Genomic DNA, 23852 nt, shown 5'->3' with positions numbered 1-23852 from the left:
ATGACTTTCACCACCGTTCTGTTCTACATACTGTCCATCGTGCTCGTGGTGGCGGCGTTCCGCGTCATCACGGCGCGCAGCCCCGTCACCGCCGTGCTGCACCTGATCCTGGCCTTCTTCAACGCGGCCATGCTCTGGATGCTGCTGGGCGCGGAATTCCTGGGCTTGCTGCTGGTCCTGGTCTACGTCGGCGCCGTGATGGTGCTGTTCCTCTTCGTCGTGATGATGCTGGACATCCGCATGGCGGCGCTGCGGCATGGGCTCAAGACCTACCTGCCGCTGGGCCTGGTGATCGGCCTGGTCCTTGTGCTGGAGATCTCCTTCGTGCTGGGAACGGCCTGGTTCGACGCCGGCCCGCCGGCGGCCATGGCGGGCGACTACAACAACGCACGCGCGCTGGGCACCGCCATGTATACGCAGTACGTGTATGCCGTGGAAGTGGGCGCCGTGCTGCTGCTGGTGGGCATGGTGGCGGCCATCGCGCTGACCCTGCGCCGCCGCCGCGACGTCAAGTACAACAATCCGTCGGAAGCCGTGCGCGTGCGCGCCAAGGACCGCTTCCGCCTGGTGAGCATGCCGGCGCAGAGCGAACGGGCCCAGGCCCGGACCGCCGCGGCCGTTCCGTCCCAAGGAGAACAGAAGTGACGCTGACGCTGGCCCATTACCTGATACTGGGGGCGATCCTCTTCGCCATCGGCATATTCGGCATCTTCCTGAACCGCCGCAACCTGATCATCCTGCTGATGTCCATCGAGCTCGTGCTGCTGGCCGTCAACATGAACTTCGTGGCTTTCTCGAGCTGGTCCGGCGATACCGCCGGCCAGGTCTTCGTGTTCTTCATCCTGACCGTCGCCGCCGCCGAAGCCGCGATCGGGCTGGCCATTCTGGTGCTGCTGTTCCGCAACCTGAACACCATCAACGTTGACGAACTCGACCGCCTGAAGGGCTGACGGAATCCAGGAATAACAATGTCTAGCTCTCCCAATCTTTACCTGCTCATCGCGCTGGCGCCCTTGGCCGGCGCCATCCTGGCCGGTCTGTTCGGCACCGGGTTTCTCGGCAACGCCATCGGGCGGCGCGGCGCGCACCTGATCACCATCCTGGGCGTGCTGATCTCCACGATCGGCGCCTTCGTGGTGCTGGGCGACGTGCTGGCCGGGCACACGTATGACGGCAACGTCTACACCTGGAGCCTGATCGGCAGCACGCCGCTGAACATCGGCTTCCTGATCGACCCGCTGTCGGCCCTGATGATGGTGGTCGTCACTAGCGTGTCGCTGATGGTCCATATCTACACCATCGGCTACATGGCGGACGATCCCGGCTACCAGCGTTTCTTCGCCTATATCTCGCTGTTCACGTTTTCGATGCTGATGCTGGTCATGTCGAACAACATGGTGCAGCTGTTCTTCGGCTGGGAAGCGGTGGGCCTGGTGTCGTACCTGCTGATCGGCTTCTGGTACACGCGCCCGACGGCCATCTTCGCCAACATGAAGGCCTTCCTGATCAACCGCGTCGGCGACTTCGGCTTCGTGCTGGGCATCGGTCTGTTGTTCGCCTATGTCGGTTCGATGCAGTACGCGGACGTGTTCGGCCAGGCCGACAAGCTGGCCGGCATGACCTTTCCCGGCGGCGACTGGAAGCTGCTGACCGTGGCCTGCATCTGCCTGTTCATCGGCGCCATGGGTAAATCGGCCCAGGTTCCGCTGCACGCCTGGCTGCCGGACTCGATGGAAGGCCCGACGCCGATTTCGGCGCTGATCCACGCCGCCACGATGGTGACGGCAGGCATTTTCATGGTGGCGCGTTTCTCGCCGCTGTTCGAGCATTCCGATACCGCGTTGTCCTTCGTCATCGTCATCGGTGCCATCGGCGCGCTGTTCCTGGGCATCCTGGGCATCATCCAGAACGACATCAAGCGCGTGGTGGCGTATTCCACGCTGTCGCAGCTGGGCTACATGACGGTCGCGCTGGGCGCGTCGGCCTACCAGGTGGCGATCTTCCACCTGATGACGCATGCCTTCTTCAAGGCACTGCTGTTCCTGGGTGCCGGCTCGGTGATCATCGGCATGCACCACGACCAGGACATCCGCAACATGGGCGGCCTGCGCAAGTACATGCCCGTCACGTGGATCACCTTCCTGATCGGTACGCTGGCCCTGGTGGGTACGCCGTTCTTCTCCGGCTTCTACTCGAAGGAACACATCATCGAAGCGGCGGGCGCCGCCGATGTCTGGGGGGCCGGGTTCGCACACTTCGCGACCCTGGCCGGCGTGTTCGTTACCTCGCTGTATTCCTTCCGCGTCTACTTCCTGGTCTTCCATGGCAAGGAGCGCTTCGATGTGCACGGCCACGGCCATGCACACCACGATGACAACCACGGCGCGGAAGCCCAGGTGCACGGCACCGCGGACGCCCATGGCCATGACGACCATGGCCACGGCGGTCCGCCGCGCGAGTCGCCCTGGGTGGTGACGCTGCCCCTGGTGGTGCTGGCGATTCCTTCGGTCATCATCGGCGCGCTGGTCATCGACCCGCTGCTGTTCGGCAAGTATTTCCAGGGCGCGATCGCCGTCATGCCACAACACCCTGCCATGCACGAGCTCGCCGAGGACTGGCACGGCTGGGTGGAGTTCGGCCTGCATGCCTTCACCACGACGGCCTTCTGGCTGGTGGTGGCGGGCGCGGTGGTGGCCTGGTACTGCTACCTGGTCAATCCCCGGGTGCCGGCCGCCATCAAGTCCAGCCTGTCGGGCATCAATGCCATCCTGGAAAACAAGTACTACGTGGATTGGTTCAACGAACAGGTCATCGCCCGCGCCGCCCGTGGCCTGGGCCGGGGCCTGTGGCACGCCGGCGACCGTGGGCTGATCGATGGCCTGATCAACGGCAGCGCCAGGCTGGTGGGCTGGGTGGCTGGTGTCAGCCGCTACCTGCAGTCCGGCTTCATCTATCACTATGCCTTCGCCATGATCATCGGCATCCTGGCCCTGGTGACTTTCTTCGTACTGATTCCCCAATAAATGGCTAGCGAGATGGCATCCCACACTTTTCCCTGGCTTACCCTCGCGGTCTTTGTCCCTATCGTTTTCGGTCTGCTGGTGCTTGCCCTGGGTGGCGACAACAAGCGCGGCCTGACGTTGTGGCTGTCGCTGATCGGCGCCGTGGCTGGCCTGCTGGTGACGATTCCGCTGTATACCGGCTTCGACCCGTCGACGGCGAACATGCAGTTCGTCGAGAACGTGCCGTGGATCAGCACCTTCAACATCAACTACCACCTGGGCGTGGACGGCATATCGCTGTGGTTCGTGCTGCTGACCGCCTTCATCACGGTGATCGTGGTGCTGGCCGGCTGGGAGGTCATCACCAGCCGCCTGGCGCAGTACATGGCGGCCTTCCTGATCCTGTCCGGCCTGATGATCGGCGTGTTCGTCGCGCTGGATGGCCTGCTGTTCTACGTGTTCTTCGAGGCCACGCTGATCCCGATGTACATCATCGTGGGCGTGTGGGGCGGACCCAACCGGGTCTACGCGGCGATCAAGTTCTTCCTGTATACGCTGCTGGGCTCGCTGCTGACCCTGGTGGCCTTCATCTACCTGTGGAACGCATCGGGCGGTTCGTTCGACATCCTGCAGTGGCAGCAGCTGAAGCTGGGCATGACGCCCCAGGTACTGCTGTTCGTGGCCATGCTGGCGGCCTTCGCGGTGAAGGTGCCGATGTGGCCGGTGCATACCTGGCTGCCGGACGCGCACGTGGAAGCGCCCACGGGCGGCTCCATCGTGCTGGCGGCCATCATGCTGAAGCTGGGGGCCTACGGCTTCCTGCGCTTCTCGCTGCCGATCGCGCCCGATGCGTCGCACAGCCTGGCCGGCATGATGATCGCCTTGTCCCTGATCGCGGTGATCTACATCGGCTTGGTCGCCATCGTCCAGGACGACATGAAAAAGCTGGTCGCGTATTCGTCCGTGGCGCACATGGGCTTCGTGACGCTGGGCTTCTTCATTTTCAACACCGCGGGCGTGGAAGGCGCGATCGTGCAGATGATTTCGCACGGATTCGTGTCGGGCGCCATGTTCATGTGCATCGGCGTGCTGTACGACCGCGTGCACAGCCGGCGCATCGCCGACTACGGCGGCGTGGTGAACACGATGCCGCGCTTCGTCACCTTCTTCGTGCTGTTTTCCATGGCCAACAGCGGCTTGCCCGCCACCAGCGGCTTCGTGGGCGAGTTCATGGTCATCATGGGCGCGGTACAGCACGACTTCTGGATCGGCCTGGCCGCGGCCACCGCCTTGATCCTGGGCGCGTCGTACTCGCTGTGGATGGTCAAGCGCGTGGCCTTCGGTGAAATCGCCAACGAGCACGTGCGCCAGCTTACCGACATCGGTAGCCGTGAATTCCTGATCCTGGGCCTGATGGCGATCACCGTGCTGTACATGGGGATTTATCCCAAGCCCTTCACCGACGTGATGCACGCGTCGGTCCAGGCTCTGATGCAACACGTCGCCATCTCCAAACTGTAAACCGAGACCATGATGCACTCCTCACTCGATTTCGCATTGGCGACGCCGGAGATCCTGCTGCTGATACTGGGCGCGGCCATCCTGCTGATCGACGCGGTCAGCAACCACCCGACGCGCAAGCTCAGCTATCTGCTGACGCTGGGCACCCTGGTGGTCGTGACCATCGTTTCGCTGGTGCAGTGGCACGACGGCGTGAAGGGCAGGGCGTTCGGCGGCCTGTACGTGGCCGACGACCTGGCGCACCTGCTTAAGGTCGCTTCCTACGTCGCGGTGTTCATCACCCTGGTCTACGGTCGCCTCTATTCGCAGTCGCGCGACATGCTGCGCGGCGGCGAACTGTACGTGCTCGCCCTGTTCGGCCTGCTGGGCCAGATGGTGATGATCTCGGCCGGCAACCTGATCACGGTGTACCTGGGCCTGGAGCTGATGTCGCTGTCGCTGTATGCGCTGATCGCGCTGCGCCGCGACGACACCACCGCGACCGAGGCCGCCATGAAGTACTTCGTGCTGGGCGCGCTGGCGTCCGGCTTCCTGTTGTACGGCATGTCCATGATCTATGGCGCGACCGGGCAGCTGGACCTGGCGCAGATCGCCGCCGTCATCGCCGGGGGCAAGGCGCAGAACCTGCCACTGGTGCTGGGCGTGGTGTTCATCGTGGCCGGCCTGGCGTTCAAGCTTGGCGCGGCGCCTTTCCATATGTGGGTGCCTGACGTCTACCACGGCGCGCCGACGGCGGTCACGCTGCTGCTGGGTGCCGCGCCCAAGCTGGCCGCCTTCGCCATCACGCTGCGCGTGCTGATCGAAGCCCTGCATACGCTGGCTACCGACTGGCAGCCCATGCTGCTGATCCTGGCCGTGCTGTCGCTGGCGATAGGCAACATCACCGCGATCGCGCAAAGCAACTTCAAGCGCATGCTGGCCTATTCGACGATCTCCCATATGGGCTTCGTCCTGCTGGGCCTGGCCGCGGGCGGCGAGTCCGCCGCGGTCGGCTACGGCGCGGCGCTGTTCTACATGGTGACGTACGTCCTGACCACCCTGGGCAGTTTCGGCATGATCCTGCTACTGTCGCGCGACGGCTTCGAGTGCGACGCCATCGACGACCTGAAGGGACTGAACCGGCGCAGCCCCTGGCACGCCTTTATCGTGCTGATGCTGATGGTTTCGCTGACCGGCCTGCCGCCCACGGTGGGTTTCTACGCCAAGCTGGCCGTGCTGCAGCCGCTGATCCAGATGGGCCATGTCGGCATCGCCGTGGTCGCGGTGATGTTCTCCCTGGTGGGCGCCTTCTACTACCTGCGCGTGGTCAAGGTCGTGTACTTCGACGACCCGGTCGGCGAGGCCCATCCGGTTTCGGCTTCGTACGCGCAACGCGGCCTGATGTCGCTGAACGGCGTCTTGCTGCTGCTGCTGGGCGTGCTGCCCGGCGGCCTGATGGCGGCATGCGTGCGCGCGGTCCAGACGTCGCTGGGCCTTTGATCGACATCCAATCGCCGTCGCGGCCCCGTTTCCGGGGCCGCGACACGCTTATTCCGGGCCGATGAGTCAAACCCTTGCTGTCTGGTTGTTGATTGCGTTGGCCCTGGTCTGCGCGAATCTGCCTTTCCTGAACGAACGGGTTTTTGCCGTGTTCGTCTGGCGCAAGGGTGGCACGCCGATGACCAAGCCGTTCTGGCTGCGCCTGGTCGAATTGCTGGCGTTCTACCTGATCGTCGGCGCGCTGGGTTTCGCCTTCGAATCCACCTTGGGCAACCGCTTTCCCCAGGGCTGGCAGTTCTACGCCATCGCCCTGTGCCTGTTCCTGGTGCTGGCGTATCCCGGCTTTGTGATCCGCTACCTGCTCAAGCGCCGGCGCCCGGCGCGGCGGGACTGAACCAGGCGGCATGCGCCCATAGCGCGATCGCGGCGACGATCGCGATCCACACCAGAATCACGAAGATCGCGCCCGCCCGGCTGCGCGGCTTGGCCAGCTTGCGTGCCGACCACTCCCGCTCGCGTTCGCGGCTGTCCACACGCACCGGTGCGGGCAGGGCGCGCATCGTTGCCGCGATCAATATCGGCACCAGGATGATGTCGTCCAGCAAACCCAGTACGGGTATGAAATCCGGTATCAGGTCGATCGGACTGAGGATATAGGCGACGACCAGAATGGCCAGCGCCTTGACGTACCAGGGCGTTGCAGGATGGCGCAGCGCGAACCATAGCGCCATCGCATCCTGCCGCGTCCTGAGCGCCCACAGGCGCGTCATCCTTAGCCAAGCCATTGCATCTCCGCGGTTCCGGGAAGGGATCCACCTAAGCTTATCGCGTATCGCCTTCGTCATCAGGGGCGGCGGCCGCATGCCCCGGGCACGCCCGCGGGAATACCCACCGTCGTAAGTGGCTGTCTCTTCTGCGTACGTTCGTACTGACATGAGGCTGAACGGCCAGAATGTCTTCATAAGGTTAATAAAGATTGTTCGAGCCTAGCACATTGGATATGATCCGTCGCAATTATATAAATGCGAATCATTGTCATTAGTGTTATCTCGGAGAAGCCCCTTGAAGCAACAGGAGACGTATTCGCTGAATACGCTGACCCACTCCCTGGCCTTTGCATTGGCCGGTCCCGCCCTGTTCCTGGCTACGCCGGCGTCGGCGCAGACCCCGCCGATTACCGAAATGGCGCCGGTGCGGGTGGAAGGCGATTCCCTGTACGACGTACCGGTGTCGTCGTCGACGAAGTTCACGGCGCCACTGCTGGATACGCCCAAGTCGGTGCAAATCATTCCGCAGACCGTTATCCAGGACACGGGCGCGACTTCGCTTCAGGATGTCCTGCGAAATTCTCCCGGCATCACCTTCGGGGCGGGCGAAGGAGGCCAGCCCCTGGCCGACCGCCCCTTCATACGCGGCAGCTCGTCGGGGAACAACATCTTCGTGGACGGCATACGCGATCCGGGCGGCCAGACGCGCGAGATCTTCAATGTCGAGAGCTTGGAGATCATCCGTGGCGCGGATTCCGCCTATGGCGGACGCGGGTCCGGCGGCGGCAGCATCAACCTGGTCAGCAAGAAGCCGAGGCTGGGCTCCTTCGTGCAGGCCGATGCCGGCCTGGGCAGCGATGCCTACTGGCGTGGCACTGTCGACGCCAACTGGCAGTTCAACGATAACGCCGCCTTCCGCCTGAACCTGCTGGACGGCAAAGGCAATGTGCCGGGCCGCAACGTGGTCGACTACGACAAATGGGGCGTCGCGCCGTCGCTGTCCTTCGGCCTGGGCACGCCGACGCGCGTGACCCTCAGCTACTACCACTATGAATCCGACGGCATGCCCGACTATGGCGTGCCGCTGGCCAGCAAGATACCGGGCAAGCACACCAGCGACGGCATCCTGAACGTGGGACGCGCCAAGTTCTATGGCGTTCTCGACCGCGACTATCAGAAGAACAAATCCGACATCGGAACCGTCGAGATCGAACACGATTTCAACCCGCACGCGACCGTGCGCAACGCGACGCGCTATGGGCAAACGCTGAATGACTACGTATTGACCAACCCGGGCGACGGCGGCGCGGCCCGCTTCGATCCGGCCAGCAACGAATGGTGGATGCAGCGTGGGCTGAAGTCGCGTTGGCAGCAGACGACGTTGCTATCGAACGTGACGGAGTTGTACGGCAAGTTCAACACGGGCGCGCTCAAGCATACCTACGATATCGGTGTCGAATTCACCAGCGAAAAGAACAAGAACGCCAGCTATAACGTCACCACGACATCGGGCAGTTTCTGCCCAGGGGTGTTTCCGGCCGGCGCCATGGACTGCACGCCGCTGTACCATCCCGATCCGCACGACAACTGGTCGGGGCGTATTTCTCGGGGGCCGCTCAGCAACGATTCCACTTCCAACACCCGGGCAATCTACGCATTCGACACGATAGACTTCAATGAACGCTGGTCGCTGAACCTGGGCGGCCGCTTCGACAATTACCGCATCGACGGCGACTTCCTGCCGCGGGGCGCCACGATGCCGCAAAGCAGCGACGGCAGCTGGAACATCTTCAGCTACCAGGCCGGCATCGTCTACAAGCCGGCGTCCAACGGCAGCATTTACCTGTCGTACGCGACGGCGTCCACGCCGCCGACGATCAGCGGCGGCGATCAGGAGGGCCTGTCGGCGGACGTCGGCAGCCTGGACCCTGAAAAGAGCCGCACGATCGAACTGGGGACCAAGTGGGATGTCCTGGACGAGAAGCTGACCCTGACCGCCGCCTTGTACCAGACCGATCGCGAGGATGCGCAGATCGAGGTGGACCCAGGTGTCTTCGCGCAGGCGGGCAAGACCCGCGTACGCGGTCTGGAGCTGGGGTTCGCCGGCGCCGTTACCCCGAAGTGGAACGTCTTCGGCGGTTATAGCTACATGGATAGCGAACTGGTCAAGGGCGCCTACAACGGCGTGAACGAAGGCGATCCGCTGGCCAATACGCCGCGCAACAGCTTCAGCCTGTGGAACACCTACAAGCTGCTGCCCAAGTTCACGGTCGGTGGCGGCATCTACTACGTGGGCAAGACCTACGGCGGCAACCAGGGCGGCGCGGGCGGGGGGGCCAACAGCGTGTATATGCCTGCCTATTGGCGCTTCGATGCCATGGCGGCCTATCAGGTGTCGCCTAACCTGAGCTTCCAGTTGAACGTGCTCAACCTGACCGACAAGGCGTACTTCGCGCGGACCAACGGCGTACACCATGCCGATTACGGTCCCGGCCGCCAGGCCATCCTGACCACGTCCATCCGGTACTGACGCACGTCGGGGCGCGCGCGCGTCCCCCCATGCGGCGGCGGATCAGCCGATTTTGCCCTTGAGCTTGTCGGCGCCCGTGCCGGGGATTGCCTGTATGGCGGCCACCGCGGCCTTGTATCCCTTGGCCGGATTGCCGTTGCCGAAAAGGGTCGCGATGGTCAGCATGGCCACGGGGCATCGCGACGATGCATTCCGCGGCGGGGATGTCGGGTCGATCTCATGCCTGGAGGGCATTTGCGCGCCGTCCAGCAGGCTCATGGCAATGGCATGGGGACGGCGATGTGTCCTGTCTTGATCATCGCGGAATTTGTTGGCGATGGCATGGCCTTTCTTCTGCGCCATGTGCCATACGGGTATCACCGCCGTGACCGGATTCAGGGCGAGGGCGGCGTCCATGCTTGCATCCTGGCACATGGCGACGATTTCCCGCGTGTATTCGCAGCAGCTGCAGCCGTGATCGGGGTAGTGATCCAGGACCGACTGGACCCCATCGAGCTTGCTGTACGAAAGATAGACCTTCAACGCGGTCATCAAGTGGGCGAATGCCGATCCGACGGCGGCGAAGTTGCTGGCGAAATGCGCGAAGGCGCTGGTACTGCTTCCGGTCCAGGAGGCGATCTGGCTCAACAGGTTGGCCAATGTCGGTGAAAGTGCCGTCTTGACGCCAAGCGGGGTGGCGAAGTGCGAACCGTAGGTCGCGGCGCCATGCGCGTAGCCCGTCACGGAGAAGGCCTGCGCGATCTTCTCCACCCAACCCAGCGGCGTCATGACCACGGACGCGCTGCCGGAGATATCCACGGCGTTGTTGACGATCTTGTCGACCATGGGCATGCTGATCCCGGCGGCCGCCGCCACTTTCGTTCCAAGGACGGGCAGCGCCTTGACCGGTCCGTAGCCAAAAGGGATCTGGGCGATTATCGGCGCGATTTGCTCGAAGAGATCGAGCCATGCGCTTGCTTCGTGGAGGGTAAAGCCACCCGCCGCGTGGCATTCCCTTCTGGCGATTTCCAAGCCTCCCAGCGCGGCTTCCATCATCGCCAGGACCGCGTCGTGCATCTGGGCTTGTTCGGCCATGTAGGCCGCATTCCTTTTGGGCGCGTTCGCCATCGCGGTTATCGCGTTCCGCATCGTCTGCGTACGATATGGATTCGGATTCAGCATCGAAATCTCCTGACGTATGGGTTAAGGGCGAAGACGCTGAACCGCGCCGCCCCCTGAACCCATTCTTGCTCCATCGAGTGAGCAAGTCGCCTAGAAATCTCTGATGCCCGCAAACATTCGAAATTGCAGGCGCGTCATGCGCTCAATGTTCGAACCAGTTCAGCACGCCATCCAGGCCGGACACGTTCAGCGCGAAACGTGTCTGTTCCCGCACGATGGGCTTGGCGTGGTAGGCCACCGAATAGCCGGCCAGGCCCAGCATCTTCAGGTCATTGGCGCCGTCGCCCATGGCGATGATCTGCTGCGGCGCCGCGCCATGGCGTTCGGCGAAGGCACGCAGCCGTTCGGCCTTGCCCGCCGCGTCGACGATATCGCCCAGTACGCGGCCAGTCAGTTTGCCGTCTTCGATCTCCAGGGTATTGGAGTGCGCTTCGTCCAGCCCCAGGCGTTCGCGCAGGCGTTCGGTGAAGAAGGTAAAGCCGCCCGATACCAGCAGGATCCTGATACCCGCGCTGCGCGCCGATGCGATCAGGGTTTCCGCACCGGGATTCAGGCGAAGTTTCTCGCGGTACACCTGTTCCAGCGCCTGTGCCGGCTGGCCGGCCAGCAAGGCGACGCGGCGCCGCAGGCTTTCGGAGAAATCCGTGATCTCTCCGCGCATCGCGGCTTCCGTGATGGCGGCCACCTTGTCCTTGACGCCCGCGACGCCGGCAATCTCGTCGATGCACTCGATATTGATGAGGGTGGAGTCCATGTCCATGGCCAGTACCTTGCATTGCGACAAGGTGCTGCCGCGCGGCACGAAGGCGTAGTCCACCCCGGCCGCGTCGCACCATTGCCGCACTTCGCGCCGGGTCGCTTCGTCGTGCTGCACGTCCAGCAACCGTGCGGCCGTCGCGCTCAGGCGGTGCAGGCCCTGCGCCTGCGCCAGGGCGGCGACCTGCTCGCAATGTTCGGCGGCCAGGGCAGGGGATTGAATGACCAGATGGTGGGGGTTCATGTCGAAGGAATTGTCCGTGTTGTTCATGCCAGGGCGCGCAGCACCGTGCGCACCGCGTCGACGCGGGCGGGGATCTGCTGCCCCTTGATTTCCACGCGCAGCTTGTCCTGGCCGGCCAGCTTGATATGGCGCTGTTTCTGCACGAGTTCGATGATGCGCAGCGAGTCCACTGGCGGGTTGGGGCCGAACTGCACCAGCGCCTGGGTTTCGCTGGCATCGATCTTGATGATGCCCAGGGCTTGCGCCGCCAGTCGCAGGCGGTGCGAGGCCAGCAGCGTCTGTGCCGATTCCGGCAGCTTGCCGAAGCGGTCTATCAGTTCTTCCTGGATGCGGATCAGGTCGTCTTCGCCGGCCGCGTGCGACAGGCGCTTGTACACGGCCAGGCGGGCATGCACGTCGGCGCAATAGTCGGCCGGCAGCAGGGCCGGCGCATGCAGATTGACTTCGCAGGCCTTGCCGAAGGGCGCTTCCAGGTCGGGTTCTTCTCCCGCTTTCAGGGCGCGCACGGCTTCGTTCAGCATATCGGTGTACATGGAGAAGCCGACTTCCTGGATATTGCCGGACTGCGATTCGCCCAGCACTTCGCCGGTGCCGCGGATTTCCAGATCGTGCATGGCCAGGTAGAAGCCCGAGCCCAGTTCTTCCATGGCCTGGATCGCCTCCAGGCGCTTCTTGGCATTGGACGTGATCGCGTCTTCGCCCGGAGTGAGCAGGTAGGCATAGGCCTGGTGGTGGGACCGGCCGACGCGGCCGCGCAGCTGGTGCAGCTGCGCCAGGCCGAAGCGGTCCGCGCGATGGATCACGATGGTATTGGCCGTCGGGACGTCGATGCCGGTCTCGATGATGGTGGTACAGAGCAGCACGTTGAAACGCTGCTGGTAGAACCCCTTCATGACCTGTTCAAGATCGCGCTCCCCCATCTGGCCATGGGCCACGGCGATGCGCGCTTCAGGCACCAGTTCTTCCAGGCGGGCGCGCCGGTTGTGGATGGTTTCGACTTCGTTGTGCAGGAAGTAGGCCTGGCCGCCGCGCTTGAGCTCGCGCAGCAAGGCTTCGCGGACGGTGCTGCCGTCTTCGCGCCGCACGAAGGTCTTGATGGCCAGGCGCTTTTGCGGCGCGGTGGCGATGACGGAAAAATCGCGTATGCCTTCCAGCGACATGCCCAGCGTGCGCGGAATCGGCGTAGCGGTCAGCGTGAGCACGTCCACTTCGGCGCGCAGGGATTTCAAGGCCTCTTTCTGGCGCACGCCGAAGCGGTGTTCCTCGTCGATGATCACCAGGCCGAGCTGCTTGAATCGGACATCCTTGGATAGGATCTTGTGCGTGCCGATGACGATATCGACGCTGCCGTTGTTGATGCCCTGGATGGCCGCGGCGACTTCCTTGGCGGAACGGAAGCGCGACAGCTCCACGACGCGCACGGGCCAGTCGGCGAAGCGGTCAGCGAAGGTCTGCGCGTGCTGTTCCGCCAGCAGGGTGGTGGGACAGAGCAGCGCCACCTGCTTGCCATTGGCAACCGCCAGAAAGGCGGCCCGCAGGGCGACTTCCGTCTTGCCGAAGCCGACGTCGCCGCAGACCAGCCGGTCCATGGGCTTGCCGGAGGTCATGTCCAGGATCACGGCCTGGATGGCGGCGGCCTGGTCGGCCGTTTCCTCGAAGCCGAAGCCTTCGGCGAAGGCTTCGTAGTCGTTCAGTTGCAGCTTGAAGGCGTAGCCTTCGCGCGCGGCCCGCTTGGCGTACAGGTCCAGCAGTTCCGCCGCGGTATCGCGCACCTGCTTGGCGGCCTTGCGCCGCGCCTTGTCCCACTGCCCGGAACCCAGCTGGTGCAGCGGCGCGGCTTCCGGATCGGCGCCGCTGTAGCGCGCGATGACGTGCAGCTGCGAGACCGGAACATAAAGCGTGCTGCCATTGGCGTATTCGAGATGCAGGAATTCCATCTCGCCTTCGCCCATGTCCATATTGATCAGGCCATGGTAGCGACCGATGCCGTGCTGCGCGTGGACCACCGGGTCGCCTTCGCGCAGTTCCGACAGGTCGCGCACCATGGCTTCGACGTTGCTGGCGCGTTCCTGTTCGCGGCGGCCGCGCCGGCCTACCGCGGCCTGGCCCGGATACAGGTCGTTTTCGGTAATGAAGGCGATGCCTTCGGCGGGAAGGCTGAAACCCGAGGTCAGCGGGGCGGCCAGCAGGGCCAGGCGCGCCGGCGACAGCCGGAAATCCTCGATCGAGGCGGCTTCGAAGTCCGGCGCCAGGTCGAATTCGGCCAGCATCTGGGCCAGGGTCTCGCGCCGTCCGGCGGAATCCGCGCACAGCAGGATGCGCCACTTGCCGGCATCGACGACGGCACGCAGCCGCGCCACGGGATCGTCGGCCCGCCGCATGACGGCCACGTCGGGCGCCGGCCCGATGTCCGGATGCTGGGGTTCCGCGGTCAGCGCCAGGCGTTCGAAATCCTTCAATTGTTCGAACAGCGCCTGCGTATCCAGGAACAGCGCGGAGGGCGGCAGCACCGGGCGTTCGCGGTCGCTCTTCAGGAATCCGTAGCGGCTGGAGGTGTCCTGGGCGAAGCGGCGGATGGCGTCGTCGATGTCGCCGATCGTGACGGTGATGGTCGACGGCGCCAGGTAGTCGAACAGCGTGGCGGTCTGGTCGAAGAACAGCGGCAGGTAGTATTCGACCCCCGCGAAGGCAATGCCGTTGCCGATGTCGCGATAAGGCAAGGCGCGCGAGGGATCGCCTTCGAAAAGCTCGCGAAACCGCGCGCGGAAGCGGTTGCGCGCTTCCTCGTCCATCGGGAATTCGCGGCCAGGCAGCAGCTGGACCTGATTGACCGGATAGAGGCTGCGCTGGGTGTCGACGTCGAAGGCGCGTATCGATTCGATTTCGTCGTCGAACAGGTCCAGGCGATAGGGCACGGCCGAACCCATGGGGAACAGGTCGATCAGCCCGCCGCGCAGGCAGAATTCCCCGGGCGCCGTGACCTGGGTGACGTGCGTGTAGTTGGCCAGCGTCAGCTGCGCGCGCAAGGCCGCTTCGTCCAGCTTGTCGCGCTGCTTGAACGAAAAGGTATAGGCCGCCATGAACGCTGGCGGCGCCAGGCGATACAGCGCGGTGGTCACCGGCACGGTCAGCACGTCGACCGTATGGTGCATCAGCGCGTCCAGCGTCTTCAGCCGCTCGGAAATCAGGTCGTGGTGAGGCGAGAACGCATCGTAGGGCAGCGTTTCCCAGTCGGGCAGCTGGCGCACGCGCAGGTCGGGCGCGAACAGGTGGATTTCGTCGGTCAGCCGCTGGGCTTCCAGCGGATCGGCGGTCAGCACCAGAAGTGGGCGCGCGGCGTGGCGAGCGAGGTCGGCAAGCAGCCAGGCATCGCCCGACCCTGGGGGGCGGGGCTGTGCATATCGGGTGCCGGGCTTCAGGGCCGCCAGGATGGAGTCCGTCGACGGGACCAGCGGCGGCGCGGGAGAGGGGGGGAAATCTGCAGGCATGAGACGGAAGATTATAAAATCACCTGCTTATGTCTGCCTCTCTTATCGCGCTCGTTCCCGCCGCCGGCATCGGCGCCCGCGCCCTGACCGGGGACAGCGGCGGCCTTCCCAAGCAATACCAGCCCCTGGCCGGCCAGCCCATGCTGCGGCATTCGGTGCTGGCCCTCCTGTCCGATACCCGTATACGCCAGGTGCGCGTTGCCGTGTCGGCGGGCGACGCCTGGGTGCAGGCCGCCCTGGCGGGACTGCCGCGCACGGTATGGCGTCCTTGTGGCGGGCCGACGCGTGCCCGTACGGTCGCCAATGCGCTGGCCGACAGCGGGGCCGCGGACGATGACTGGATATTGGTCCACGATGCCGCGCGGCCGGGACTGTCGGCCGATGCGCTGGCGCGGCTGATCGATGCCTGCATGGACGATCCCGTGGGCGGCTTGCTGGCCTTGCCGGTGCGCGATACGGTCAAGGCGGGACCCGGACGCGTCGCCCGCACCGTGGATCGCCAGGAGCTATGGCTGGCCCAGACCCCGCAGATGTTCCGCGCCGGCCTGCTCCGGCAGGCCCTGGCCGATGCCGCCGGTCGCGGCGTGGAGGTCACCGACGAAGCCTCGGCCGTCGAGGCCGCCGGACACGCACCGCTGCTGGTGCCGGGCGTCATGCGCAACTTCAAGGTGACCTGGCCGGAGGATTTCGCCCTGATGGAGAAATGGCTATGAGCATTCCCTTCCGCGTCGGGCAGGGGTTCGACGTCCACGCCCTGGTGACAGGCCGGCCGCTGATCATCGGCGGCGTGACCATTCCGCATACGCACGGGCTGCAAGGGCATTCCGATGCCGATGTCCTGCTGCACGCCATCACCGACGCGGTGCTGGGCGGCGCGGCCCTGGGCGACATCGGCCGGCATTTCCCGGATACGGACGCGGCCTATCACGGCGCCGACAGCCGCGTGCTGCTGCGGGCGGCAATGGCCAAGGTCAAGGCCGCCGGCTGGATGGTCGTCAACATCGATGCCACGGTGCACGCGCAGGCGCCCAAGATCGGGCCCCACGCCGCCGCGATGGTGCGCAACGTCGCGGCCGATCTGGGCGTGGATCCCGGCGCGGTCAACATCAAGGCCAAGACCAACGAAGGCCTGGGCTACCTGGGCCGCAAGGAAGGCATCGCGGCGACGGTCGTTGCCTTGCTGGCGCGCGACGAGACGGGCGCTTGATACGTCACGCCCACGCCGTGGCGTACGCGCGCCCGGCGCTTTACTTGCCCTGGGCCGTCAACACCAGCGCCGCGGCATTGACCACGGCCGCGATGCGGCCGACGTCGCGCAGCTGTTCCACCGTGTAGCCTTCCTTTTTCAGCAGTGCGTAGTGCGATTGCACGCAGAAGTGGCATTTGCCGACGATGGAAGCCGCCAAGGCGAACAATTCGAACCGCTTCTTCTCCACGCCGCCGCTGGTCGAGTACGCATTCATCCGCAACTGCGCGGGCAGGCTCTTCAACTGGGCATCTTCCGCCATCTCGACATACGGATACCAGACGTTGTTCATCCCCATCAGCGCGGCAGCCGTCAATGCGGCGGTTGCGTCGGTTTCCGACAGGCCTTGCTTGAACGCGTCGATCAGGGTGGGGCTGCGCGAGGCGAAAGCCGCCGCCAGGGCCGCCCCGACGGCGTCGGCCGCCGGCAACGTGGACCGCGCAATCACGCCGTCCAGGTTCAGCCGGATATCCTTGGCCCAATCCGGCACTGCGTCCTTAATGGTTTGGATAAATTCCATAGTTTTTACCTATAGCGTGAAGCAGCGAAAGCCCGGCGAACCGGGCTGGGAGTCTTACAGCGTCTCGCCGCCAACCTTACGGTTGCAGGGGCAGAGCTCATCGGTTTGCAGGCCGTCGAGCAAACGCAGGACTTCTTCCGGGTTGCGGCCCACGTTCAGGTTGTTCACCGAAACGTGTTGAATGACATTGTCCGGATCGACGATGAAGGTCGCGCGCAGCGCCACGCCAGCGGACTTTTCCCGCACGCCCAGTTGGTCGACCAGGGCACCCGTGGTGTCGCCGAACTGATAGTGACCCAGCTTGTTCAGGTCCGGGTGTTCGCGGCGCCAGGCCAGCTTGACGAATTCGTTGTCGGTCGAACCGCCCAGCAGGACGGCGTCACGGTCTTCGAATTCCTTCGCCAGGGCGTTGAAGCCGACGATTTCGGTCGGGCACACGAAGGTGAAGTCCTTCGGATAGAAGTAGATCACCTTCCACTTGCCAGGGAACGAGCTCTCGGTGATGTCCTCGAAGGCGGACACGCCGTTTTCTTCGTGATGGTTGAAACCGGGCTTGACGCCGGCAACCTTGAAAGGATCGAGTTTGTCGCCAACAGTTTTCATGTGGACTCCTTGGTTTTTGGGTGATGAAATTCAGACAGGAAATTTTACGCTATTAGGTTTCGCTGTCTAATTGAAAATTCCTAATCCGCGCTTTGGGCAATTCTATCCTGGCCGTCAGCCCGCCGCCCGGTCGCGGCAGCATTTTCAGCGTGCCGCCCACGTGCTTGAGCAGGCGTTCGACGATAGCCAAGCCCAATCCCGCGCCGCTGACGCCCGTGCGCGCGGCCTCGCCGCGCGAGAAGGGCCGCAGCAGGCGGTCCACGTCGTCGGCGGCGATGCCCGGGCCGCGGTCGGACACTTCGATGGCGATGATATTGCCTTCGGATTGCACGCCCATGTACAGATGGGCTTGCCCGTCGCCCGAGCGCCCGTAGCGGCGGGCGTTTTCGAGCAGGTTGCTGACGATGCGCTTCAGATCCAGCGCGGTGATGCGCGCCCGCAGACCCGGCGTGATGAAGGCTTCGATTTCGCCCCCGGTGGACGCGGTGTGGCTGCGCTCGCGGTCCAGCAGCTCGCCCAGTACGCTGGAGACGTCCGTGGCCATCTGCGGGAGTGTGCCGGCCGGGCGCGCATATTCCATCAACTGCCCGATACTGTGGTCGATCTGGGCGAGATCGTCGTCGATTGCCTGGCGCGCGTCCTCCGACACGCCGCTCATTTCGATCTCCAGGCGCATGCGCGCCAGCGGAGTGCGCAGATCGTGCGAGATGCCGGCCAGCATCAATTCGCGGTCTGCCTCCGTCTGCCGGATGTCCTTGGCCATGCGGTTGAACGAGGCGTTCAGGTCGCGGATCTCCAGCGGCCCGTTTTCCGGCAGGGGAGCGGGCGTTTCGCCCCGGGACAGCACCTGTGCCGCGCGCGCCAGCCGGGACAGCGGACGGTTCACGAACCCGACGCTCACCGCCGCGCCCACCAGCGACAGCAGTAGCGCGGTGGCGCCCCAGCCCAGCCATTCGATGCCGCCCGTCAGGCCGATCTGCTCGCGTTCGAAGACCAGCCAGTACAGGTCATGATCGATCTGAAAGCTGACCCAGAAGCCCGGTACCTGGTTGACGCCCCAGGCGATCTGGGTTTCGGGGCCGAAACGGCTACGGATGTGGTCCGCCACGCGCTGCCAGTAGTCGTCGTTGGGCAGGGGCTCGGCGAAATCGGTCAGTTCCCGGGGGTAGACCTGGATCCCTTCGTTGGTCGCCAGGTCCAGCAGCAGCTTGCTGCGTTCGTCCGCCTCGGAATAGACCAGGGCGGTGCGCGTGATATTGACGGCGGTGATGACCCGCTGCGCCATCTGGTTGGCACGTGGCCCCAGCTCCATGCTGAAGAACACCTGCAACCAGGCCCCCAGGCTGACCAGCATGAGGGCGGCAAGCAAGAGAAAGGTACGGCCGAACAGCCCAAGACGCACGCGTGACGTCATGGCTTTGAGGGCGCTGCGAAAACGGAGCATGTTGCGGCGTTCCTGCCCCGGGAACGATCAGGTTTCAGCTGCCACCGTCCGGCACGAAGACGTAACCCAGCCCCCATACCGTCTGGATGAATACGGGCTTGGAAGGGTTCGGTTCGATCAGTTTGCGCAGGCGGGAAATCTGTACGTCCAGGCTGCGATCGAACGCTTCGTATTCGCGGCCGCGGGCCAGCTCCATCAGCTTGTCGCGCGACAGGGGAATCTTGGGATGGCGGGCAAACACCTTCAGCACCGAGAATTCCCCGGTGGTGATGGGCACCTGCTCGTTGTTGCGCGTCAAGGTGCGCGTTGAGAGGTTCAGCACATAAGGGCCGAAGGCAATGGATTCGTTTTCCTGACTGGGCGCGCCGGGGTGCTCTTCCGTGCCGCGGCGGCGCAGGATGGCGTTGATGCGGGCCAGCAGTTCGCGAGGGTTGAACGGCTTGGACAGGTAGTCGTCCGCGCCCATTTCCAGGCCGACGATGCGGTCGATTTCCTCGGCCTTGGCGGTCAGCATGATAATAGGGGTATTGTCGTGCCCACCTCGAAGGCGGCGGCAGATGGACAGGCCGTCTTCGCCCGGCAGCATCAGGTCCAGCACCAGCAGGTCGAAGTGCTCGCGCTGCCACAGCTTGCCCATTTCCTTGGCGTCTTCGGCAACGAAGACGTTGAAGCCCTGTTCCGACAGATACCGCCTGAGCAGGTCCCGCAGGCGGGGATCGTCGTCGACAACCAGGACTTTGCGCGTCGGAGTGGTGTTTTGCGTATTCATGGCCGGAAATGTAACAGCGCCCGGAATGAGCGGCTAGTGGTCGTTCACAAGATATTACACATTGGACAGGATGGTTGAACTCATCCTTACAACCGAGGGCAAGTCTTTGGTATTACGTACAATTCCGGACCATGAGACCCACTTTACTGGCCCTTGAGACATCGTCGTCCCGATGCAGCGTCGCGCTGCTGCGTGATGGCACGGACGGCATGGCCATCGCCACGCTCGAGCATGACGGTGCACAGGAACATGCCGAGCGCCTGTTGCCCATGGCGCGCGACCTGCTGCGCGACGCCGGCATCGAGGCCAGCGGCATCCATGCCGTGGCATTCGGCCAGGGGCCGGGGGGCTTCACCGGCCTGCGGGTGGCCTGCGGGGTGGCGCAAGGCATCGCGCTGGCGCACGACTTGCCGGTCGTCCCGGTGGTTTCGCATCTGGCTGTCGCGGCGCAAGTGCCCGCCCGGCCCGACCAGGCGGTGGTGGTGGCCCTGGATGCCCGCATGGACGAGGTCTATCTGGCCGTGTACCGGCGTGTGCAGGGCGCCGACGACGATACCGCCTGGGATGTCCTGCAAGCCCCTCTGCTGATCGCCGCGGCGCACGTCGTGCCCTGGGTGGAGGGCCATCTGGAAGATTGGCGCATGCGCACGGGGCTGGCGCTCGCGCCGGTCCTGGCTGGCGACGCCTGGGACGTTTATGCACGGCAAATGGCGCCGCACGCGGATTGGACGCGTTTCGACGCCAAGCGCCCGCACGCGCGGGATATCGCCCGGCTGGCGCTGCTGGCGTGGCGCCGCGGTGAAACCGTGCCGCCGGAACAGGCCATGCCTTTGTACGTCCGCGACCGCGTGGCCTATACCACGGCGGAACGGATGGCAGGCCAGGGCGGCAACCCGAAGGCCGCCTCCGTGCTGGCGCCGGGCCCCGCGCCCGGAACAGCCGCCGGCGCGGCGATGGTGTCCGGGATGGCCGCCGCCGCATCGGACACGGCGCAGGCCGCCCCGGCGATCGGGCCCCAGTCCGACGGCCTGCCGGTCGACATGTCGCCCATGACGGTGCTGGACCTGGACGATATGGAGCGCATCGAAGCCTCGGTGCAGGCCTTTCCCTGGACGCGCCGCAATTTCGCGGACGCGCTGGCGGCCGGCTATGACACCTGCGTACTGCGCCGGGCCGGCCGCATGCTCGGTTTCTGCATCCTGATGCATGCCCCCGATGTGTCGCATCTGCTGGTGGTGGCCGTCGACAAGGCCATGCATCGCCAGGGGCTGGGTTCCCGGCTGATCGCGTGGTGCGTCCAGCGGGCGCGCGAGCGAGGCATCGGCGGCCTGCTGCTGGAAGTGCGTCCGTCGAACACGGGGGCGGTGGCCTTCTATGAACATCATGGGTTCCTGCGCGTGGGCCTGCGCCGCGGCTACTATCCGGCCGGCCGGGGCCGGCGCGAAGACGCGCTGGTGATGCAGAAGCCGGTGCCCCAGGAGGCCACCGCCCATGACTGACGGGACGCCCGTATCCGCGAAGGCGCCGCTGCTGAATCCGCTGCAGCGGGCGTGGCTGCGCGAGATCGGAATGGAAAAGGTGTGGCTGCGGCAGGGTGAGCCTGAACCCCGCGCACCCGGCGTACAGGCCGACGCCCGCACGGCGGCCGCGGGTGTAGCCGCGGCCGGCACGGGCGCCGGGGGGGTGGCCGGGTTGCGCGTGGCCGCCGGGCCGCATGTCGATGCGGGCCCACACGCCAGCGCCGGGCCGCATGGCGAGGCTGGCACGCCAGCCGGGTCGGAAGGTCGATCCGAGGCGGGCGCCCCCGCCGGGGCGGCGGGCCTGCCGCCCCAGGCGCCGGCATCCGCGACGAACCAGGCACCGGGCATCGCGCCGGGGCCCGCGGCGAACCAGGCCGCCGGCGTCGCGTCCGCGGCCGCGCCGGATGCGCCGGCACGGATACCGGTCGTGGTGCCGCGTCCGGCCAGGCCGCCTGCGCTCGGCGCGCGTCCGGCCAAGGATGCGCCGCCGCCGCAGCCGGCGCCAACCGCGGAATCGCTGGCGATGCTGGACATGGCTACCTTGCGCGACCGCGTGATCGAATGCACGGCCTGCGGCTTGTGCCGGGGACGCCGGCAGGCGGTGTTCGGCATGGGAGCGGAACAGGCCCGCTGGCTGGTGGTCGGCGAGGCGCCGGGCGAACAGGAAGACCGGCAGGGCCTGCCTTTCGTGGGCCGCTCCGGCCAGTTGCTGGACGCCATGCTGGCGGCCGTCGGCATGAGCCGCGAGCGCGACGTCTATATCGCCAACGTCATCAAGTGCCGGCCGCCCGGCAATCGCAATCCCAAGCCTGAAGAAATCGCCGCGTGCCGGCCATACCTGATGCGCCAGATCGCGCTACTCAAGCCGGAACGCATCCTGGTGCTGGGCCGCTTCGCCGCCCAGACGCTGCTGGAGACCGATGCCGCCATCGGCAGCCTGCGCGGGCGCGTGCACACCTTGAAGACGGCGGATGGCGAGATACCCATGGTGGTCAGCTACCACCCGGCGTATCTTCTGCGCAGTCCGGTTGAAAAGGCGCGCGCCTGGCAGGACTTGCGGCTGGCGGTGAGCCTGCTGCAGTCCTAGGGCCTGTCAACGCTGGAAGGCGCCTCGCGGCGGCCGAGTCCGGCGCCGCGCGGCAGGCGTCGCGGCCGCGACCTTTAGTGGGCGCGGCCCTCCAGGGCCTTGCCGTGGCCTTCCTGGCCGATCTGGCCGATCAGTTCCGGGCGCTCCTGCATGTTGCGGCGGCTCCAGCGCATGAAGATCAGCATCAGGATGGCCACGATGGAGCCGAAGATCACGATGATGATGCCGATAGGCAGGTCCAGCCACAGCAACAGCGTGTACATCGCCACCATGAGCAGGATATTGAGCTGCTCGTTGAAGTTCTGCACCGCGATGGAGTGCCCCGCCGACAGCAGGACATGGCCCCGATGCTGCAGCAGCGCGTTCATCGGCACGACGAAGAAACCCGCCGAGCCCCCCACCACCAGCAGCAGCACATACACCTGCCAGGTCGTATGCACCAAAGGCATCAGCAGTACGACCAGCCCCATGGCGGCACCGACGGGCAGCACGCTCAGCGCCTTGCGCAACGGGATGCGCCCGGCCAGGATGGACCCGATGACCGTACCCACCGCAGCGATCCCCATCAGGATGGACGCCTGGTCCAGCCGGTAGCCCAGCTGGCTGCGGCCCCATTCGATGACGATCAGTTGCAGGGTGGCCCCCGCGCCCCAGAACAGGGTGGTGACGGCCAGCGAGATCTGGCCCAGCTTGTCGTGCCACAACACGCGCACGTAGCCGCCGAAGGTGGAGATGAGCCGGATGGGGTTCTTCTGCTGCGGCGGATAGCGTACGTGCGTCTTGGGGATGATGAGATTGCCGGCCGACGCCAGCAGGTAGACGCCGGCGATGACCAGGATGGCGGCCTCGGCCGGCGTGTGTACCAGCTTGGCGCTCCAGGGGTGGTGCAGGATGAGGTCGGACACATCGGGCGAAATCAGCGCGCCGCCCAGCACCGTGCCGAGGATGATGGAGATGACCGTCAGGCCTTCGATCCAGCTATTGCCCTTGACCAGGAGCTCGGGCGGCAGCATTTCGGTCACGATGCCGTACTTGGCGGGCGAATAGGCGGCCGCGCCGACGCCCACCAGCGCGTAGGCCAGGCAGACCAGATAGGTTTGATGCGCGTGCGCGACGCCCAGGCTTGCATAGGAAAACATCAGCAGGCAGCCGCCGACCTTCAAGGCGTTGGTGGCGAACATCACGCGGCCCTTGGGGTAGGAATCCGCGATGGCGCCGACAAAAGCGGCCAGCAGCACGTAGGCCAGCGCAAAGGACCATTTCATGACCGGCGCCATCCAGTCCGGACCGCGCAATTCCTGGATGAGGGCGATCGCCGCGATGAACAGCGCATTGTCCGCCAGCGAGGACAGGGCCTGCGCCGCCATGACCAGAAAGAAACCGCGTTTCAAAGAGATGTCCCCATTCACGTTGCCGGTCAGTATCCGGCAGCGGCCGCGGTATGAATAGGCCCGCGCCAAATAAAAGTGTCAGGGAGTATAGCGTCCGCCCTGGGGCGCGGCGTTGATCGCGGCCCCGGCCCAGGCCCCATGACGCGGCGCCGCATCGGGGTGCGCGGGGCCCGCGGAGCGGCCCAGGGAAGCGGCGGATGGGCTGCGCCCCGTGCGGCCGGGGCGGCCGGCGGGGTATCCGGTGGGGTATCATAAGGCCCGAAAAAAGCCGGTCCATCGAGCCGGTTCGTCAGCATCGGCCCCGCGGGGCCGATTTGCAATGCG

The 23852-nt window shown here is 65.3% G+C and carries 20 protein-coding genes; 11 read left to right on the top strand and 9 right to left on the bottom strand.

The features are described from left to right. From AKI39_RS17970 to AKI39_RS17945, 6 genes are all read left to right on the top strand, one after another. A complete protein-coding gene (locus tag AKI39_RS17970) occupies positions 1-645 on the top strand; it encodes an NADH-quinone oxidoreductase subunit J (RefSeq protein ID WP_066639047.1) in 645 nt (214 codons plus the stop codon). After that, positions 642-950 (top strand): NADH-quinone oxidoreductase subunit NuoK, encoded by a 309-nt coding sequence (nuoK, locus tag AKI39_RS17965; protein ID WP_066639044.1) that lies wholly within the window; start codon positions 642-644, stop codon positions 948-950. The genes AKI39_RS17970 and nuoK overlap by 4 nt, the downstream gene beginning before the upstream one ends. A gap of 18 nt (positions 951-968) precedes the next feature. After that, entirely contained in the window at positions 969-3023 is a 2055-nt protein-coding gene (nuoL, locus tag AKI39_RS17960; protein ID WP_066639042.1) for an NADH-quinone oxidoreductase subunit L, read from the top strand. 12 nt (positions 3024-3035) lie between these two features. Continuing rightward, on the top strand, positions 3036-4523 hold the full coding sequence (locus AKI39_RS17955) for an NADH-quinone oxidoreductase subunit M (RefSeq protein ID WP_066639040.1): 1488 nt from the start codon (positions 3036-3038) through the stop codon (positions 4521-4523). Between the two features lie 9 nt (positions 4524-4532). Further along, positions 4533-6002, top strand: a complete 1470-nt coding sequence (gene nuoN / locus AKI39_RS17950; protein ID WP_066639038.1) for an NADH-quinone oxidoreductase subunit NuoN — start codon at positions 4533-4535, stop codon at positions 6000-6002. A gap of 61 nt (positions 6003-6063) precedes the next feature. Further along, positions 6064-6396 carry a DUF2818 family protein gene (locus AKI39_RS17945; protein ID WP_066639035.1) on the top strand — a complete coding sequence of 111 codons (333 nt, stop codon included), beginning with the start codon at positions 6064-6066 and terminating at the stop codon, positions 6394-6396. Here the strand turns inward: AKI39_RS17945 and AKI39_RS17940 are convergent. Then, positions 6365-6787 (bottom strand): YkvA family protein, encoded by a 423-nt coding sequence (locus AKI39_RS17940; protein WP_066639033.1) that lies wholly within the window; start codon positions 6785-6787, stop codon positions 6365-6367. The genes AKI39_RS17945 and AKI39_RS17940 overlap by 32 nt on opposite strands. A 277-nt stretch (positions 6788-7064) precedes the next feature. Between AKI39_RS17940 and AKI39_RS17935 the strand changes: the two genes are divergently transcribed. Next, positions 7065-9299: a TonB-dependent receptor gene (locus AKI39_RS17935; RefSeq protein ID WP_066639031.1), complete on the top strand. Its 2235-nt coding sequence runs from the start codon at positions 7065-7067 to the stop codon at positions 9297-9299. A 42-nt stretch (positions 9300-9341) separates the two neighbouring features. Here the strand turns inward: AKI39_RS17935 and AKI39_RS17930 are convergent, their stop codons facing one another. The 3 genes from AKI39_RS17930 to mfd form a co-directional block, all read right to left on the bottom strand. Next, positions 9342-10373 carry a hypothetical protein gene (locus AKI39_RS17930; protein WP_145925310.1) on the bottom strand — a complete coding sequence of 344 codons (1032 nt, stop codon included), beginning with the start codon at positions 10371-10373 and terminating at the stop codon, positions 9342-9344. Between the two features lie 229 nt (positions 10374-10602). Next, positions 10603-11460: a phosphoserine phosphatase SerB gene (gene serB, locus AKI39_RS17925; protein WP_066643274.1), complete on the bottom strand. Its 858-nt coding sequence runs from the start codon at positions 11458-11460 to the stop codon at positions 10603-10605. 23 nt (positions 11461-11483) lie between these two features. Beyond that, positions 11484-14948: a transcription-repair coupling factor gene (gene mfd / locus AKI39_RS17920; protein ID WP_066639026.1), complete on the bottom strand. Its 3465-nt coding sequence runs from the start codon at positions 14946-14948 to the stop codon at positions 11484-11486. Positions 14949-14977: 29 nt separating this feature from the next. On the opposite strand from mfd, the gene ispD reads away from it, so the two are divergent. After that, on the top strand, positions 14978-15661 hold the full coding sequence (ispD, locus tag AKI39_RS17915; RefSeq protein ID WP_066639023.1) for a 2-C-methyl-D-erythritol 4-phosphate cytidylyltransferase: 684 nt from the start codon (positions 14978-14980) through the stop codon (positions 15659-15661). Further along, the gene (ispF, locus tag AKI39_RS17910; RefSeq protein WP_066639020.1) at positions 15658-16155 is read left to right on the top strand and encodes a 2-C-methyl-D-erythritol 2,4-cyclodiphosphate synthase; all 498 of its coding nucleotides are present in this window, start codon (positions 15658-15660) and stop codon (positions 16153-16155) included. Before ispD ends, ispF begins: the two co-directional genes overlap by 4 nt. Before the next feature lie 40 nt (positions 16156-16195). On the opposite strand, the gene AKI39_RS17905 is transcribed toward ispF, so the two are convergent. From AKI39_RS17905 to risA, 4 genes are read right to left on the bottom strand one after another with little or no spacing between them, the layout of a single operon-like run. After that, positions 16196-16714, bottom strand: a complete 519-nt coding sequence (locus AKI39_RS17905) for a carboxymuconolactone decarboxylase family protein (protein ID WP_066639017.1) — start codon at positions 16712-16714, stop codon at positions 16196-16198. Between the two features lie 54 nt (positions 16715-16768). Continuing rightward, complete coding sequence (locus AKI39_RS17900) at positions 16769-17317, bottom strand: peroxiredoxin (protein WP_066639014.1); 549 nt, start codon at positions 17315-17317, stop codon at positions 16769-16771. 52 nt (positions 17318-17369) lie between these two features. After that, on the bottom strand, positions 17370-18761 hold the full coding sequence (gene risS, locus AKI39_RS17895; RefSeq protein ID WP_066639010.1) for a sensor histidine kinase RisS: 1392 nt from the start codon (positions 18759-18761) through the stop codon (positions 17370-17372). A gap of 34 nt (positions 18762-18795) precedes the next feature. Then, positions 18796-19530, bottom strand: coding sequence for a response regulator transcription factor RisA (gene risA, locus AKI39_RS17890; protein ID WP_066639002.1), 735 nt, complete (start codon positions 19528-19530; stop codon positions 18796-18798). Between the two features lie 131 nt (positions 19531-19661). Between risA and tsaB the strand changes: the two genes are divergently transcribed. Together tsaB and AKI39_RS17880 are read left to right on the top strand one after the other, a co-directional pair. Continuing rightward, a complete protein-coding gene (tsaB, locus tag AKI39_RS17885) occupies positions 19662-21029 on the top strand; it encodes a tRNA (adenosine(37)-N6)-threonylcarbamoyltransferase complex dimerization subunit type 1 TsaB (protein WP_066638996.1) in 1368 nt (455 codons plus the stop codon). Positions 21030-21351: 322 nt separating this feature from the next. Next, positions 21352-22137 (top strand): uracil-DNA glycosylase family protein, encoded by a 786-nt coding sequence (locus AKI39_RS17880; RefSeq protein ID WP_083229131.1) that lies wholly within the window; start codon positions 21352-21354, stop codon positions 22135-22137. Between the two features lie 74 nt (positions 22138-22211). On the opposite strand, the gene lplT is transcribed toward AKI39_RS17880, so the two are convergent. Beyond that, positions 22212-23528, bottom strand: coding sequence for a lysophospholipid transporter LplT (lplT, locus tag AKI39_RS17875; RefSeq protein WP_066643272.1), 1317 nt, complete (start codon positions 23526-23528; stop codon positions 22212-22214). Positions 23529-23852: the final 324 nt, after the last annotated feature.

It is taken from the genome of Bordetella sp. H567 (genome assembly GCF_001704295.1).
Lineage (GTDB): Bacteria > Pseudomonadota > Gammaproteobacteria > Burkholderiales > Burkholderiaceae_B > Bordetella_C.
The sequence above is the reverse complement of the archived record's forward strand: the minus strand, read 5'-3'. Positions and strand labels throughout refer to the sequence as shown.